This is a genomic window from Streptomyces sp. CC224B, assembly GCF_030010595.1.
Lineage (GTDB): Bacteria > Actinomycetota > Actinomycetes > Streptomycetales > Streptomycetaceae > Streptomyces > Streptomyces longispororuber.
In genome coordinates, this window is the sequence record NZ_JASCXL010000038.1 from 1 (window position 1) to 15,207 (window position 15,207).

A 15,207-nucleotide genomic window follows, 5' to 3' on the forward strand; every position below is an offset into this window, starting at 1 on the left:
CAAGGGGCTATAGCTCAGTTGGTAGAGCGCTTGCATGGCATGCAAGAGGTCAGGAGTTCAATTCTCCTTAGCTCCACAGGTTGCAGGAACACATTGTAGGAATCGGTCCCGTCCCCGTCAGGGGGCGGGGCCTTTTTCGTCGTGGGGTTTGGTTTGTCGCGAGGGGCTTCGTTGAGAGGCTTCGTTGGGGTGAGGGCCGGGGGCCCGGCGGGAGCTGCCCGGTGGGGCTGCCGTCACCCCGGGGCGCGCTCCGCGCGGCGCAGCTCCCGGAGCCGGAGGACCCTGTCACCGGTCTCCTCGTCGTCCGGGGTGTACGCCACGATCCGGCACTCCGGCATGCCGTTCACGGACAGCGAGACCGATGTCATCCGCAGCTCACCGACCGCCGCGTGCCGGAACGTCTTCACGCGGGGGCCCGGGGGTATGACGTCGCCGCTCGCCCACAGCCGTGCGAAGTGGGGGCTGGCCGCCGACAGGTCGCGGACGAACTTCTCCCAGGCGGGCTCGCCCACGTGCCGGCCGTACGCGCCGCGCAGCGTCGCCACCATCACGGGCAGCTCCGAGTCCCGGAAGACCACCGGGCAGTACCGCTCGGGCACCACGAACAGCGACCACAGGACGTTCGGCACGCCGATCGCCTCTATCTCCGGGATGACGAAGAGGTCGCGGTAGGCCGGGTTCGTGGCGAGGATGTCGTACCGCGCGTTGTAGATCACGGCGGGGTGCGGGTCCAGGGCGTCGATGATGCCCTGGATCTCCTGGCCGACCGTCTCGGCCGCCGCCTCGTACCGCGGGGCGCACGGCACCTCCGCCAGGTGGTACAGGTGCTCGCGCTCGGCCCTGTCCAGGCGCAGGGTGCGGGCCACCGCGTCCAGGACCTGCGCCGAGGCGTTGATAGGGCGGCCCTGCTCCAGCCACGTGTACCACGTCACACCGACGCCCGAGAGCTGCGCCACCTCCTCCCGGCGCAGCCCCGGCGTCCGCCGCCGGGGGCCCGGGGGCATGCCCACGTCCGCCGGGGTCACCCGGGCCCGGCGGCCCCGCAGGAAGGCGGCGAGCTCGGCCCGCCGCCGCGGACGCGCGCCGACGGGGTTCGCGGGAGCGCTGGGGTTTGCGGGAGCCCTGGGGCTTGGGGAGGTGCTGGGGCCTGTGGGCGCACCGGGGCTTGGGGAGGTGCTGGGGCTGGCGGGAGCTCTGGGGCCTGCGGAGGTGCTGGGGCCGGCAGGAGTTCTGGGTCCTGTCGATGCTCCGGACCCGACGGCAGTCGCTCGCTCCATAGGGGCCCGGGGCTCGACGGCAGCCGCTCGCTCCACGGGCGCCCGGGGCCCGACGGCAGCTCCGGACTCCCTGGCCGCTCCACGCCCCACGGGTGCTCCGGGGCGTGCCGCCGGAGCCCCGGTCGGCCTGCTCGTCGTCTCCATCGTCGTCACGTCCCCCATCGTCGACGCCCGCCCGAACCCGTGCCAGGTGCTGTCAGTACCAGCATCCGCAGGCTCTCACTACCTGTACCGGCCGCTCGTCACGCTCGCTGGCATGACCACCACCACCCCGTCGGCACCGAGTCCGTCCTCGGCCCCCACAACCAGTAAAGACCCCGGCACTGACAATCGGCCGGGACGCGTCCTCGCGGCCGTCCTCGCCGCCCAGTTCATGGCGCTGCTCGACGTGTTCATCGTCAACGTCGCGGCCCCCACGATCCGTACGGACCTGCACGCGTCGGGCGCCGGGCTCCAACTCGTGATCGCCGGCTACACCATCACCTACGCCGTCCTGCTCATCACCGGCGCGCGGCTCGGCGAGCGGCTCGGGCACCGGCGCGTGTACCTGGCGGGGCTCGCCGTGTTCACCGCCGCGTCGCTGGCCTGCGGGCTGAGCCAGAGCACCGGCCAGCTCGTCGCGTTCCGGCTGGCGCAGGGCGCGGGCTCCGCGCTGCTGATCCCGCAGGTGCTGAGCATCATCCAGCGCACCTTCAGCGGCGAGGCCCGGGTGCGGGCGCTCGGCGCGTACTCGGCGGTGCTCGCCACCGGCGCCGCCGCCGGGCAGGTGCTGGGCGGCATCCTCGTCAGCGCCGACCTGTTCGCCGCCGGCTGGCGCCCGGTGTTCCTCGTGAACGTGCCGGTCGGCGTGGTCCTGCTGGCCCTCGCGGCCCGCGTGCTCCCCGCCGACAAGCCGTCACCGGCCGGGCGCGCCCGCGGCCTGGACCTGCCCGGTCTCGTCCTGCTCGGCGCGGCTGTGACGCTGTTCACCGTGCCCCTGGTCCTCGGCGAGCAGGAGGGCTGGCCGCTGTGGACCTGGCTCTCCCTGGCCGCCTGCGCGGTGTTCCTCGCCCTGTTCTGCGGCTACGAGTCCCGCCTCGCCCGGCGCGGTGGGGCCCCGCTGATCTCGCCGCGCCTGCTGCGCGCCCCCGGCATGGGCGTCGCCGTCCTCCGCCTCGCCGCGGTCATGGCGGTCAACGCGGGCTTCCTGTTCGCGCTCACCCTGCACGTGCAGGGCGGGCTCGGCTACAGCGCGCTGCGCGCCGGACTCACGTTCGCGCCGTCCGCGCTGGTCTTCGGCGCGGTCGGTCTGACGTGGCGGAAGTGGCCCCGCGCGCTCCAACCGGCGCTGGTGCCGGGCGGGTTCGCGCTCGCGGCGGCGGGGAGCCTCGCGGTGGGCCTGCTGCTGCGGGACGGCGGGGACGGCGGCGTGGGGCTGTACGCGGCGCTCGTCGGCGCGGGCGCCGGGATGGCGCTCGGCTTCAGCCCGGTCCTCACCCGCGCGCTGGCCACGGTCGCGCCCCAGGACGCGGCGGACGCCAGCGGGTTCCTGGCGACCGTCACGCAGCTCGGGCAGGTGACCGGCGTCGCCGTGTTCGGCGCGCTCTTCCTCGGACAGCTCGAGTCACCGGAGGCTCCTGGGGCGTATGCGTCGGCCGACGCGCTCCTGGTGTGCTCCTGTGCGCTCGCCGCGGCGGCCGCCCTGGGGGCCGTGTCCGGACTGGTACGTAGGCGTCGCTGACCGTTCCGCCGCGGTCGTGGCAGAATTCGGTGGGCCGGAAGGGGACTGCACCAGTGCGCCGACGGTGACCCGACGGGAGGGAGAGCGCGATGCCTGCGAGCATCCTCGAGGAGGCCGGCGGCCTCCCCGACGTGGCGGCGAAGATATGGTCCGGCGACGCCACGCTCCTCAACTGCCCTTCCTGCGGCTCGTCCCACGTCGCCCAAGTCCTCGGTGACAACGGCGGAGTCAGTTACGTGTGCACGGCCTGCGGCCACAGCTGGAGCTGATCGATGGGTGCACACAGGCGTAAGTGCGACTGGTGCGGCAGCGGTACGCCGATCGTCCGCGACATGGAACCGGTCAACCCGGAGTACCAGTACTGGTGCGAGGAGTGCGCGCGGGCGCTGATCATAAAGGGCGACCCGATCGAGACGTACCGCGAACTCGAAGGCGAGCCCATCTACGGCCGTCTCCTGGACGAGCACTGCACGCTCAAACGGTTCTACTCCTTCGCCACGGCCTGAGCGGGACGACGACGGCGGCGGTCAGCACGAGGAAGGCGCAGGCGGCCAGGGGATAGAGCGCCGACAGCGCCATCTGGCCGACGTGCTGGTCGAGTTCGGGCCGCCCGGGACGGTGCGGCACCCACCACAGCGCGTACGAACAGAACAGCAGGGCGAAGCCGGCCGCGCCGGCCCGCCGCACCCGCCCGCCCAGCCGCTCGGCCCGCGCCCACCACAGCAGCGCCATCGGCACGCACCACACCCAGTGGTGCGACCACGACACCGGGCTGACGAGCAGCATCGTCGCCGCGCACGCGGCCGCGCCCCAGGCCCGCTCCCCGCACACCGCCGCCGCGACGGCCACCCCCAAGCCCGCCGCGCACACCAGGACGGCACCCGCCGCCCACCACGAACCGGGGTCCCCGGTGTGCAGCAGCCGGGCGAGGACGCCGCGCAGCGACTGGTTCGCGGTCTGCTCCGCGTGCCCGGCCCGGTCCGCCTCGAAGAGCACGCGGGTCCAGAAGCGCCGGGAGTCGTCCGGCAGCACCACGGCCGCGAGCAGCGTCGCCCCCAGGAAGCCGGCGGCGGCCACGCACGCGTGCCGCACGGCGGGCTGCCACAGCTCCCGCCACGCCCCCCGCCGCGCCCCGCGGCGCACGGCCTGCACGGCGCCGACGAGCAACAGGAACACCGCGAACAGCGCGGGCGTGAGCTTGATCGCCGCCGCCACCCCGGTGCCCACGCCCGCCCACCGGTGCCCCGGCCGCCGGGTCAGGTCCCACAGCACCAGCACGGCCAGCAGCAGGTTCACCTGCCCGTAGCGCAGCGTCGTCCACACCGGCTCGGACCAGACGGCGATCGCGGACACCCACAGGGCGCCCTCCACGCGCGCGTGCCCCCGCCGGTCGGCCAGGCGCAGGGACAGGTGCGCGAAGGCGACCAGCAGCGCCAGGTTCCCCGCGGTCGCGAGCGGCCGCAGGGTGGCCGTGTCCGGCAGCGTCAGCGGCGTGAAGAGCAGCCCGGCGAACGGCGGGTACGTCATCGGCAGGCGCGCCTCGGTCGCGCGCAGGGCGTACAGGTCGCCGCCGTCGCGGACCGCCCGGCCCTCCGCGCGGTAGACCATCAGGTCGACCAGCGACACCTCGGCCGCGCGCTGGGCGGCCCAGAAGGCGACGAAGGAGCACAGGCAGACCCCGGCGGCCAGCGGCACACGGCCCCGGGCGGCGACGGACACGGGCACGGTCACGAGGCGGGACAGTAGCGGCCCCGTCCGGCCGGACCGGAAACGATTTGGTGGAGCACGGGGGTGACCGTGTAATGTTGGCGTCGCCGCCGGGGAAACCGGGCGGACACAGCAAGGGGCTATAGCTCAGTTGGTAGAGCGCTTGCATGGCATGCAAGAGGTCAGGAGTTCAATTCTCCTTAGCTCCACAGCAGATGACAGAGCGGGCCACCCGGATCGGGTGGCCCGCTCTTTCGTCGTCCCCCAGCGGCTCCCAGTCTCTCAGGGGCGCCCGCCAGTCCCTCAGGGGCGCCGCTAGTCCCTCAGAGGCGCCCGCTGCCCAGGGCCCTGCGTCCCCGGCCCCGCGGGAGCGCCGGCAGGCCCCGGGGCGTCGCCGCCGGGTCCTCCTCTACGCGCAGGGCGAGCGCGGGACAGCGGCGTACGGCCCGCTGGGCGCGCGCCTCCGAGTATCGCGGCACCGCGGCCTCCGCGGCCGACGGGAAGCCGTCAGGGCCCAACTGGATCAGCTCCGGGACGATGTCCGCGCACAGGCCGTGCCCCTGGCACAGGGTCCAGTCGACGGCGAGCTTGCGGCCGCTGGGCGCCTCCGCGTCCGGGGTCTCGTCCTGGAGCGGCAGCACGCCCTCGACGGGGCGCCCGCAGCCGGTCCCGAGGACATGGGCCGCCAGGTCGTCCGTGAAGGCCGAGACCGCCGACTCCAGGAAGGCGGCCGAGCCGTCCGGGTGCTTGCAGGCGCCGCGCCGCTTCACCGCCCTCGTCACCTCGCGCAGCGCCTCAAGGGCGGTGGGACCGCCGCCCTCCAGGACGTCCGCGAGGCCGCGCGCCGCGGCGGGCAGGCCCAGGTAGCAGGGGCCGCACTGACCCGTGCTCTCGGCCGCCAGCCAGTGCGCCACACGCAGGGACTCGCCCAGCGGACAGGTGCCGGCGCCCAAGGGCAGCACCGCGCCCGCGCCCAGGGAGCCGCCGCAGGCCTCCAGGGCGGCCCGGGAGACGACCGCGTCGTGCGCGGTGGCCGCGTCCAGCCACCTGCCGTGGTAGCCGCCCGTCAGGACGCCCTGGAGCAGCGGGGGAGCGCCCGCGAGCTGGAGCACGTACCGCAGGGGGACGCCGGTGGGAACCTCCAGCACCATGGGGCGTGCGACGGCCCCGGAGAGGGTCAGCAGGACGGTGCCGGGCTCGTCGCGCAGGCCGGTGCGGCGGTAGCGGTCCGCCCCCATGCGGGCGGCCACGGCCAGTTGCGCGAACGTCTCGGCGTTCGACAGCAGGGTCGGCGCGCCACCGACCCCGGAGTCGGAGGTGCGTACCTTGCGCCCCGGGGGCAGCGGCGGGCCGCCGTCGGCGGAGCGGACGAGCGCGGAGGACTCGCCGGTCACCATGCGCACGGGGTTGCGCTGCACGCGCGCGCGAAGGTGCGCGCCGCGGCGGTTGCCGAGGCCCCGTTCGCCGAGCGCGGAGCGCACCGACGCCTCCGTGGAGTCCCGGGTCACCCCCACGACGAGGGTGCGCGCCCCCAGGGCCTCGGCCGCGAGCAGGGCGCCGTCCAGGATGAGGTGCGGCGCGCGGTTGAGCAGGACGGTGTCCTTGCGGCAGGCGGGCTCGTCCTCGCTGCCGTTGACGACCACGACGGGGCGTACGCCGCGGCGGATCGCGGCCTCGGCGACCGCCCGCAGCTTCGCGGCGAAGGGGAAGCCCGCGCCGCCGCGGCCGCGCAGGGCGACCGCCTCGGCGAGCGCGGCGAGGTGCTCCCCGGCCAGCGGCTCCAGCGGTCCGTGGACCTTCAGGTGCATGGCCAGGTCGAGCCGCTCGACCAGGTCGAAGCCCGCGGTCAGCAGCGGCAGCCCCACGACGCGGACCTCGGGGACGTCGGGCAGGGGCGCGTTCACGTGCTGCCTCCGGTGGATGCGGCGTTCCAGGGCTCGCCGCCGCTGGGCGCCTGGAAGGGGGTCGGCAGGGGCTGTGTGGCCGTGCTGTCGCCGTCGTGGACGTGCGTGCGCGGCGGTTCACCGACGCTCCCGTGGGCGGGCGCGTGTTCGGCTGTGTGCCCGGGACCGTGCACAGGGTCGTACGGCGGGACGTACGGAGGCTCGTGCGGAGGCGGTGGACAGACGGGCCGTGCGCCGGTGTCGTACGGGACCTCGGCGCCCGGGAACGGGGCTGCGGTCCCGCACGGGGTGGCCCGGTGGTCGTACCGGGGGTCCCCGTAGCCGTACCGGGTGTCTCCGTAGTCGTGCTGTTCGTCGTGGAGGGCCGTGGAGTCGTACGGGAAGGGGATGTCCGGCGCCTCGGCGGGCGGCGGGGGCGACGGCGTGGGCCAGGGAGGCGTGGCCGTGGGCAGGACCTCGGTGGCCGTGAGGTCCGGCGGCGGGCCGGGGGTATGCCGGTCGGAGGGGGTGGCGAGCGCGCGGTAGGCGGCGGCGATCCCGGCGACGGGCACCGGCTCGGACGGGGCGCCCCGGGGCGGTGGGACCGTACCGGGAAGCGGGGTGGAGGCGGTGTCCCTGGCCGGCCCCGAGGCGTGGCGGCGGGCCGCCGAGGGTGCCCCGCGGCCGTCGGGTTCCAGGACGGCGAGGACGCGGGCGGCCACCTCGCGCTTGACCGGACGCGGCGCCGCGCGCAGCGCCACCGCCCCGGCGACCGCGACGAGGCACAGGCAGTACAGGGCGACGACCCACGGCTTCGGCGGCCGGCCCGCGTACAGGCCGTGGAGCAGGGCCGCGCACCAGGCCGGGTAGGCGAGCATGTGCACCGCACGCCAGCGTCCGGCCACCTGGACCGGTGCGGCGAAGGCGCTGCGCAGGGCGCCGGTGACGCCGGTGGCGACCATCAGCAGCCCGGCGAGCGAGCCCAGGCCGATGAGGCCGGCGGCACCGGTGAAGCCGAGCCCGAAGGGCACCAGGGCGCCCAGGAGGGACACGTGATCCAGGGCGAGCTTGACGGTGCCGTGCAGCAGCAGGAAGCCCACGGAGGCGATCGCGGTGGCCCGGTGCACGGCCTGGGCGAGCAGCCGCTGGCGGGGGCGCAGGAAGAGCCGGTCCGAGGCCACCAGGCCCCAGGCGACGGACGCGGTCAGGGCGACCAGGGAGAGGACGCCGGTGGTGTGGTCCAGGGCGGCGCGGAAGTCGTCGTCTCCCGCGAACACGAGCAGGGGTATCAGGAGCAGGCAGGCCGCGGACACGAGGCCGCGGGCCGCTCTGCCGGGTCCGGCGGACGAACCGTCGAACAAGTCGGCGAACGATCCGGTGGGGGAGCGGAGCGAGGAGGAACCGGGTGCTACGGGGGTCTGGGGGGTTGGGTGGTGCGGGTGCAGACGGCTCATGAGGGCGACTCCGAAATGGTCCGGTCGCCGCATGCTAGGTCGCTCCATACCGGTGGGTACGTGGTTTGAGTTATTGCGTTGTTATCAAAGCGCGACTCGATCTTGGTGTTGCCCCGATAGAGGGCGGTACGCGGGGTAATCCTTGGCCAAGGGTGCGGCGGCTCAGAGGGGCGCGGCGCGTTCCGGACCCGCCCGGCGGAGGGGCGCGGAAGCGGGCAAAGCGCGTCGCCCGGCTCCGGAGGCCTGCGGTACCCTGACGCCATGCGTGCCGTACGCCTTCTGCTTAGCGGGCCGCGCTGATCAGTCCCGACCTCCCAGTGAGCGTGGTCGGAATCGGCGCGGCGTCCCCTCCTGTGCGAGGGGCATTTTTATTTGGCCGCACGGCCGTTTCCGCAGGCAGAGACGATCGATGGAGCTTTGAAGACGATGAGCGAGACGAATTCCTCCGCCACCGCCGAAGGCGCGGGGGGCACCCCCTCGGCCGCCGAGGCGGCCGCGCCGCACCGCTACACAGCCGCCCTGGCGGCCGAGATCGAGGCGCGCTGGCAGGACTTCTGGGACGCCGACGGCACGTACGAAGCACCCAACCCGTCCGGCGGCCTGGCCGGTGACCCGGAGCTGGCGGGGCGCCCCAAGAAGTTCATCATGGACATGTTCCCGTACCCCTCGGGTGCGGGCCTGCACGTGGGCCACCCCCTGGGGTACATCGCCACCGACGTGTTCGCGCGCTTCCAGCGCATGACGGGCCACAACGTCCTGCACTCCCTGGGCTTCGACGCCTTCGGCCTGCCCGCCGAGCAGTACGCGGTGCAGACGGGCACCCACCCGCGCGTGTCCACCGAGGCCAACATCGTCAACATGAAGGCGCAGCTCCGCCGGCTGGGCCTGGGCCACGACAAGCGCCGCTCCTTCGCGACGATCGACCCCGAGTACTACAAGTGGACCCAGTGGATCTTCCTGCAGATCTTCAACTCCTGGTACGACGACGAGCTGCGCAAGGCCCGCCCGATCGCCGACCTGGTCGCCCAGTTCGAGAGCGGTGAGCGCGCCGTACCGGGCTCCACGCGCGCGTGGAGCGAGCTGTCCGCCAAGGAGCGCGCCGACGTCCTGAGCGGCTTCCGCCTGGCGTACGCCTCGGACGCGCCCGTCAACTGGTGCCCCGGCCTGGGCACCGTCCTGGCCAACGAAGAGGTCACCGCCGACGGCCGCTCCGAGCGCGGCAACTTCCCCGTCTTCAAGGCCAAGCTGCGCCAGTGGAACATGCGCATCACGGCCTACGCGGACCGCCTGCTGGAGGACCTGGACGCGCTGGACTGGCCCGAGGCCATCAAGCTCCAGCAGCGCAACTGGATCGGCCGCTCCGAGGGCGCCCGCGTCGACTTCCCCGTGACCGACTCCACCTCGATCACGGTCTTCACGACCCGCCAGGACACCCTGTTCGGCGCCACGTACATGGTCCTGGCGCCCGAGCACGAGCTGGTCGACACACTGGTCCCGGCCGCCTGGCCCGAGGGCACCCGCGAGGCGTGGACCGGCGGCCACGCGACGCCCGCCGAGGCCGTCGCCAAGTACCGCGCCACCGCCGCCGCCAAGTCCGACGTCGAGCGCCAGGCCGACGCCAAGGAGAAGACCGGCGTCTTCACCGGCGCGTACGCCACGAACCCGGTCAGCGGCGAGCGCGTGCCGGTCTTCATCGCCGACTACGTCCTGATGGGCTACGGCACCGGCGCGATCATGGCCGTCCCGGCGCACGACACCCGCGACTTCGCCTTCGCGCGCGCCTTCGAGCTGCCGATGCGCTGCGTCGTCGAGCCCTCGGACGACCGCGGGACCGACCCGTCCACCTGGGACGACGCCTTCTCCTCGTACGACGCGAAGATCGTGAACTCCTCCGGCGAGGAGATCCGGCTGGACGGCCTGGGCGTCGTCGACGCCAAGGCCCGCGTCACCGAGTGGCTGGAGCGCAAGGGCATCGGCCGGGGGACCGTCAACTTCCGGCTGCGCGACTGGCTGTTCAGCCGCCAGCGCTACTGGGGCGAGCCCTTCCCGATCGTCTACGACGAGGACGGCGTGGCCCACGCGCTGCCCGAGTCGATGCTGCCCCTGGAGCTGCCGGAGGTCGACGACTACAGCCCGCGCACCTTCGAGCCGGACGACGCCGACACCCAGCCCGAGACCCCCCTGTCCCGCAACGAGGACTGGGTCAACGTCACGCTGGACCTGGGCGACGGCCCGAAGAAGTACCGCCGAGAGACCAACACCATGCCCAACTGGGCGGGCTCCTGCTGGTACGAGCTGCGCTACCTGGACCCGCACAACGACCAGCGGCTGGTCGACCCGGACATCGAGCGCTACTGGATGGGCCCGCGCGAGGGGCAGCCCACGGGCGGCGTCGACCTGTACGTCGGCGGCGCCGAGCACGCCGTGCTGCACCTGCTGTACGCGCGCTTCTGGTCGAAGGTCCTGTTCGACCTGGGCCACATCTCGTCGGCCGAGCCGTTCCACAAGCTGTTCAACCAGGGCATGATCCAGGCGTACGTCTACCGCGACAGCCGTGGCTTCCCGGTGCCGGCCGCCGAGGTCGAGGAGCGCGACGGCCGGTACTTCTTCCAGGGCGAGCCGGTCAAGCGCGAGCTGGGCAAGATGGGCAAGTCCCTGAAGAACGCCGTCACCCCGGACGAGATCTGCGAGGAGTACGGCGCGGACACCCTGCGCCTGTACGAGATGGCGATGGGCCCGCTGGACGTCTCCCGCCCCTGGGACACGCGCGCGGTCGTCGGCCAGTACCGCCTGCTGCAGCGCCTGTGGCGCCTGATCGTCGACGAGGCGACCGGCGAGGCCACCGTCGTGGACACCGAGCCCGGCGAGGACACGCTGCGCGCGCTGCACAAGGCGATCGACGGCGTCCGCCAGGACCTGGAGGGCCTGCGGTTCAACACCGCCATCGCCAAGATCACCGAGCTGAACAACCACCTGACCAAGGCGGGCGGGGCCGTGTCGCGCACGGTCGCCGAGCGGCTGGTCCTGCTGGTGGCGCCGCTGGCCCCGCACATCGCCGAGGAGCTGTGGCGCCGCCTGGGCCACACCGACTCCGTCGTCCACCAGGACTTCCCGGTCGCCGACCCGGCGTACGTCGTGGACGAGGCCGTGACCTGCGTCGTGCAGATCAAGGGCAAGGTCAAGGCGCGCCTGGAGGTGCCGCCGGCCATCTCCGACGAGGAACTGGAGAAGCTGGCCCTGGCCGACGAGCGGGTCGTGGCCGCGCTGGGCGGCGCCGGCATCCGCAAGGTCATCGTGCGGGCGCCGAAGCTGGTGAACATCGTTCCCGCCTGATCGGCGGGGTGGCGCGAACCTTCCCTGGCTGAGCGGCCGGGTCCCTCCGGGGCCCGGCCGCTCAACTGTTCTCCCCGCTGCCGGTGTTGACGGGGCGCAGGGGGCGTGCGGACCCGGCGTCTCGGGGTAGTCCCCTACGGGCAGGTTCGGGGTTCGGCTGGAACCCTCGACGAGCTTGCTGCGTTTACCGTGGAGAGGCGGACAGCCAGTGGCCGCCCCGACCCCGCCGACCGTCCCGCCGGCCGAAGGAGAAGCATCGTGGAAGCCGTGATCGCAGTGGTCGCAGTGCTCTTCGTGCTGTTCCTGGTGGCCGGGGCGTACGCGGCGGTCAAGGCCGTCGGCGCCGCCAGACGCGGCGTGGACCGGACGCTCACGCAGGCCCGCCGCACGGTCGAGGACACCACGCTGCGCGCGCGGACGTTCGCGCAGCCGGGTGCCGTCGGTGAGCTGGCCCAGCTCCGGCTCAAGCTGCGCACGTCGATGCGCGCCACCCAGGACGCGCTGCGCGCGGGCGTCGCCGCCGACGCCTCACTGCACGAGTCCCTCGCCCTGTTCGAGCGCCTGAGCGCGCACGGCCACGAGCTGGACGACGAGCTGAAGCGCCTGGAGAGCGAGCCGGACCGGATCACCCTGAGCCAGCGCCTGCCCGCCCTGAAGGAGCGCACGGAGCAGATCACGAAGGCCGCGGACTCCCTGCGCTGGGCCGCCCGCGACCGGGCCGACAAGTTCGCGGACGACGACCTCGACCTGCTGAGGTCGCAGATCGACATGGAGGCGGGCGCGCTGCGGCACTGGGCGACGGAGCCGTCCGGGACCCAGCAGCCCTCACCGCCCACGCCGCCTGCCTCGTCCTCCGCGTCCAGCTCGTCCTCGGGTTCGTCCTCGCCTTCGGGTTCGTCCTCGTCTCCGGCGTCCTCCGCTTCCTGGGCCGAGCAGTCGGCAACAGGTGCGGCGACCCCGGCGGAGGGGACCGACCGCGCCGCACAGGAGCCGACGAGACCGGCGATCAGCCCGGTGGCACCGCGGCCGACGTACCCGTGGGAGAAGAAGGCCAAGCCGGAGAACACCACCTGACGCCGACTGCGCGGATGCCGAAGCCGACGCCCCTGTGAGTATCGGCCGTCGCTGGTGCGCGCGCTCGGGCCGTCCGGACCTCGTCGCCCCGGTGACGGGGTCGGCCTGCCGCGTCCGGGTTCCTGCGGGTAATCTCCAGCCCATGTCCCGCCATGTCGCGATCGTCACGGATTCAACGGCCTACCTGCCGCAGGGGACGATGGAGCGGCACGGCATCACCGCGGTGCCACTGACGGTGGTGCTCGGCAACGAGGCGCTCGAAGAGGGCACCGAGATCTCGGCCCGCTCCCTCGCCCTGGCGCTCCAGAAGCGCCGGTCCGTGACCACCTCGCGGCCCAGCCCCGAGGTCTTCGCCCGCACCTACCGGAAGATCGCCGAAGCGGGTGCGACGGGCATCGTCTCGCTGCACCTGTCGGCGGAGTTCTCCGGAACCTACGACGCGGCCGTCCTGGCGGCGCGTGAGGCGCCGGTCCCGGTGCGCGTCGTCGACACCGGCATGGTCGCGATGGCGCTCGGCTTCTGCGCCCTCGCCGCAGCCGATGCCGCCGAGGCGGGCGGCTCCCTGGACGAGGCGGTCTCCGCCGCGGAGAAGCGGGCCGCGGGTACGTCCGCGTACTTCTACGTCGACACGCTCGACTACCTCCGCCGGGGCGGGCGCATCGGCGCGGCCCAGGCGCTCCTCGGCTCCGCGCTCGCCGTCAAGCCGCTGCTCGAACTGGACGGCGGACGCATCGAACTCCTGGAGAAGGTGCGCACGGCGTCGAAGGCCATCGCGCGCCTCGAGGAGATCACGGCCGAGCGGGCCGGGGGCCACCAGGTCGACATCGCCGTCCACCACCTCGCGGCGCCCGAGCGGGCCGCGGCGCTCGCGGACCGGCTCAGGGCCCGGGTGCCGTCGCTCGCGGAGCTGCACGTCAGCGAGGTGGGCGCGGTGATCGGGGCGCACACGGGGCCGGGGCTGCTGGGCGCGGTGGTGTCGCCTCGCTGAGGGGTGCTCGGTGGGGCTGTCGGGTCGGGCTGATCGGCGGGGCGCTCTCGGTGGGGCTGTCGGGTCGGGCTGATCGGCGGGGTGCTCTCGGTGCGGTGTTCTCGGCGGGGTGCTCTAGCTGGGGTGCGAGGTCCGCGGGAGAGGTATTGGGCCTCGTGTGGGTGACGGAGTTTTCCACAACGGCCGGGTAGTCCCCGGGAATTGAGCAAGATCAGCTAGGCGTCCGCTGGGCGCCTAGCGTCTCTGACATGGGACTTCGATCACCTTCACGGGTAGCACGGGATGAATCGCACGACCGTACGCACGCCTCTCCTCAGACGCGTGTGAACCGTCGGCACGTTCGACGACGGGTCCGGCGTCGGCGCGCCGTGTTGGAGGCGACGCGCCTGCGGGCGGAGAGGGTCTTCGCGGGGGTGGGTGGTGTGGGGCTTGGACCTGTTAAGCGGGCGGGACTGAACCCGATAGGGCCTGAGCGCATGGGGCCCGGGCGGTCGGGGCTTGGGCGTACGGGTTCCAGTCCGAGAGGGCTCGGGTCGACGGGGGCGGGCTTGGCGGTGCCTGGCGGGGCGGATCCCGGCTGGGTGGGGCCTGCCTGGGTGGGGTCGAGGGCCGGGCCCGATGGCGTGGACTTCGGCGGCGGGTCGGCAGACGAGACGCCGACGGTGACGGGGGCTCGCGCGACGCTGCCCGGCCGTGCTGCCCTCCCTCCCGTGGCTGTGCCGCCTCGAAAGGGGGCCACAGCGGCGCCGGACCGCGGAGATCATCTGCCTGGGGTGGCCCCGTCGACGCCGGACGACGAAGGCGACCCGTCCGCGAAGGTGGAGCCCTCGCGGCGGGCGCGGTTCGGGCCGGCGGTGCGGGAGCGGCTGCCGGTCTGGCTGCAGGTGAGGTGTGGCCTGGAGCGACGGAGCGTGCTCGCGCTCGGCGTGGTCCTGCTCGTCGCGGCGGTGTTCGCGGCCCAGCACTTCTGGAGCGGTCGGGCGCAGTCGGTGGGGGCACCGGAGGTGGTGGGCGGGGCGGCCGGGTCGGACCGTGCGGCGGGACCGTCCCCCTCGCCCGGGATGCCGCCCGATGCGGGGCTTCCCGCCGGGGCGCAGGGCGTCGGCACGGGGGAGAACGGCGCCGCCGGAGCCACGGGCGGCGCAGCCGGTGCCTCCGCCGACGCGGCGGCCGGAGGGGTCGTCGTGGACGTCAGCGGCAAGGTCCGCAACCCCGGCGTCCAGCGTCTTCCGGCCGGTTCCCGGGTCGCCGACGCCCTGCGGGCCGCGGGCGGAGTGCGCCCCGGCACGAAGACCGACGGCCTCAACCGGGCACGGCTGCTCGTGGACGGCGAGCAGTTGGTGGTGGGTGCCGCAGCGCCGACCGCACCCGCCGTGCCGGGCGCGGCCTCGGGCGGCGCCACGGCCGGAGCTGCCGGACCGGCCAGTGGCCCAGGCCCGACCGGTGGGCCCGGGGCGACCACTGGCCCTGTCGCGCTGAACACGGCCACCGCCGAGCAGCTCGACACCCTGCCGGGCGTGGGCCCCGTCCTCGCGCAGCACATCATCGACTACCGCACGGAGCACGGGGGTTTCCGCTCGGTGGACGACCTCCGCGAGGTCACCGGCATCGGCGACCGGCGCTTCGCCGACCTGCGCGACCTCGTACGGCCATGAGGAGGGAGGGCATGGCCGGGCAGGCGGGCGCGGGGCCCGGGCCTGCGGGGCGCGGCTATGCGGGGCCCGGACCCGCGAGGCCCGCTGTCGGTCAAGCCCCCGCGGCCGGCCGACCC

The 15,207-nt window shown here is 74.0% G+C and carries 10 protein-coding genes, 2 tRNA genes and 1 pseudogene; 9 read left to right on the plus strand and 4 right to left on the minus strand.

All coding sequences use genetic code 11. The features are described 5' to 3' along the window. Positions 1–3: 3 nt before the first annotated feature. Positions 4–76: transfer RNA gene (locus QK440_RS17095), tRNA-Ala, on the plus strand. Positions 77–233: 157 nt separating this feature from the next. Here QK440_RS17095 and QK440_RS17100 read toward each other — a convergent pair. Beyond that, a pseudogene (locus tag QK440_RS17100) lies at positions 234–1,073 on the minus strand (helix-turn-helix transcriptional regulator); the annotation flags it as partial. Positions 1,074–1,533: 460 nt separating this feature from the next. Here QK440_RS17100 and QK440_RS17105 point away from each other — a divergent pair. The 3 genes from QK440_RS17105 to QK440_RS17115 all read left to right on the plus strand — a co-directional run bounded on the left by QK440_RS17105 (position 1,534) and on the right by QK440_RS17115 (position 3,503). Further along, the gene (locus QK440_RS17105; protein WP_282793967.1) at positions 1,534–2,997 is read left to right on the plus strand and encodes an MFS transporter; all 1,464 of its coding nucleotides are present in this window, start codon (positions 1,534–1,536) and stop codon (positions 2,995–2,997) included. Between the two features lie 89 nt (positions 2,998–3,086). After that, positions 3,087–3,266, plus strand: coding sequence for a hypothetical protein (locus QK440_RS17110; RefSeq protein ID WP_282793968.1), 180 nt, complete (start codon positions 3,087–3,089; stop codon positions 3,264–3,266). A 3-nt stretch (positions 3,267–3,269) separates the two neighbouring features. Further along, positions 3,270–3,503: a hypothetical protein gene (locus QK440_RS17115; RefSeq protein WP_023588762.1), complete on the plus strand. Its 234-nt coding sequence runs from the start codon at positions 3,270–3,272 to the stop codon at positions 3,501–3,503. Here QK440_RS17115 and QK440_RS17120 read toward each other — a convergent pair. After that, positions 3,472–4,722, minus strand: coding sequence for a glycosyltransferase 87 family protein (locus tag QK440_RS17120; protein WP_282794018.1), 1,251 nt, complete (start codon positions 4,720–4,722; stop codon positions 3,472–3,474). The genes QK440_RS17115 and QK440_RS17120 overlap by 32 nt on opposite strands. 118 nt (positions 4,723–4,840) lie before the next feature. On the opposite strand from QK440_RS17120, the gene QK440_RS17125 reads away from it, so the two are divergent. Continuing rightward, positions 4,841–4,913 (plus strand) — tRNA-Ala (locus tag QK440_RS17125). Between the two features lie 114 nt (positions 4,914–5,027). Here the strand turns inward: QK440_RS17125 and QK440_RS17130 are convergent. Next, complete coding sequence (locus QK440_RS17130; RefSeq protein WP_282793969.1) at positions 5,028–6,608, minus strand: NADH-quinone oxidoreductase subunit NuoF family protein; 1,581 nt, start codon at positions 6,606–6,608, stop codon at positions 5,028–5,030. Further along, complete coding sequence (locus QK440_RS17135; RefSeq protein ID WP_282793970.1) at positions 6,605–8,041, minus strand: cytochrome b/b6 domain-containing protein; 1,437 nt, start codon at positions 8,039–8,041, stop codon at positions 6,605–6,607. The genes QK440_RS17130 and QK440_RS17135 overlap by 4 nt, the downstream gene beginning before the upstream one ends. 426 nt (positions 8,042–8,467) lie before the next feature. Here QK440_RS17135 and leuS point away from each other — a divergent pair, with 426 nt between their 5' ends. The 4 genes from leuS to QK440_RS17155 all read left to right on the plus strand — a co-directional run bounded on the left by leuS (position 8,468) and on the right by QK440_RS17155 (position 15,091). Further along, a complete protein-coding gene (gene leuS / locus QK440_RS17140; RefSeq protein WP_282793971.1) occupies positions 8,468–11,374 on the plus strand; it encodes a leucine--tRNA ligase in 2,907 nt (968 codons plus the stop codon). 258 nt (positions 11,375–11,632) lie between these two features. Beyond that, on the plus strand, positions 11,633–12,448 hold the full coding sequence (locus QK440_RS17145) for a hypothetical protein (protein ID WP_282793972.1): 816 nt from the start codon (positions 11,633–11,635) through the stop codon (positions 12,446–12,448). A gap of 142 nt (positions 12,449–12,590) precedes the next feature. Beyond that, a complete protein-coding gene (locus QK440_RS17150) occupies positions 12,591–13,436 on the plus strand; it encodes a DegV family protein (protein WP_282793973.1) in 846 nt (281 codons plus the stop codon). 476 nt (positions 13,437–13,912) lie between these two features. Then, the gene (locus tag QK440_RS17155; protein ID WP_282793974.1) at positions 13,913–15,091 is read left to right on the plus strand and encodes a helix-hairpin-helix domain-containing protein; all 1,179 of its coding nucleotides are present in this window, start codon (positions 13,913–13,915) and stop codon (positions 15,089–15,091) included. The last annotated feature ends 116 nt before the right edge of the window (positions 15,092–15,207 follow it).

Excerpts from the sequence above, each read along its gene's own strand:
- QK440_RS17105 (WP_282793967.1), top strand. The coding sequence starts at position 1,534 with ATGACCACCACCACCCCGTCGGCACCGAGTCCGTCCTCGGCCCCCACA.
- QK440_RS17110 (WP_282793968.1), top strand. The coding sequence starts at position 3,087 with ATGCCTGCGAGCATCCTCGAGGAGGCCGGCGGCCTCCCCGACGTGGCG.
- QK440_RS17115 (WP_023588762.1), top strand. The coding sequence starts at position 3,270 with ATGGGTGCACACAGGCGTAAGTGCGACTGGTGCGGCAGCGGTACGCCG.
- QK440_RS17135 (WP_282793970.1), bottom strand. The coding sequence starts at position 8,041 with ATGAGCCGTCTGCACCCGCACCACCCAACCCCCCAGACCCCCGTAGCA.
- leuS (WP_282793971.1), top strand. The coding sequence starts at position 8,468 with ATGAGCGAGACGAATTCCTCCGCCACCGCCGAAGGCGCGGGGGGCACC.
- QK440_RS17150 (WP_282793973.1), top strand. The coding sequence starts at position 12,591 with ATGTCCCGCCATGTCGCGATCGTCACGGATTCAACGGCCTACCTGCCG.
- QK440_RS17155 (WP_282793974.1), top strand. The coding sequence starts at position 13,913 with ATGGGGCCCGGGCGGTCGGGGCTTGGGCGTACGGGTTCCAGTCCGAGA.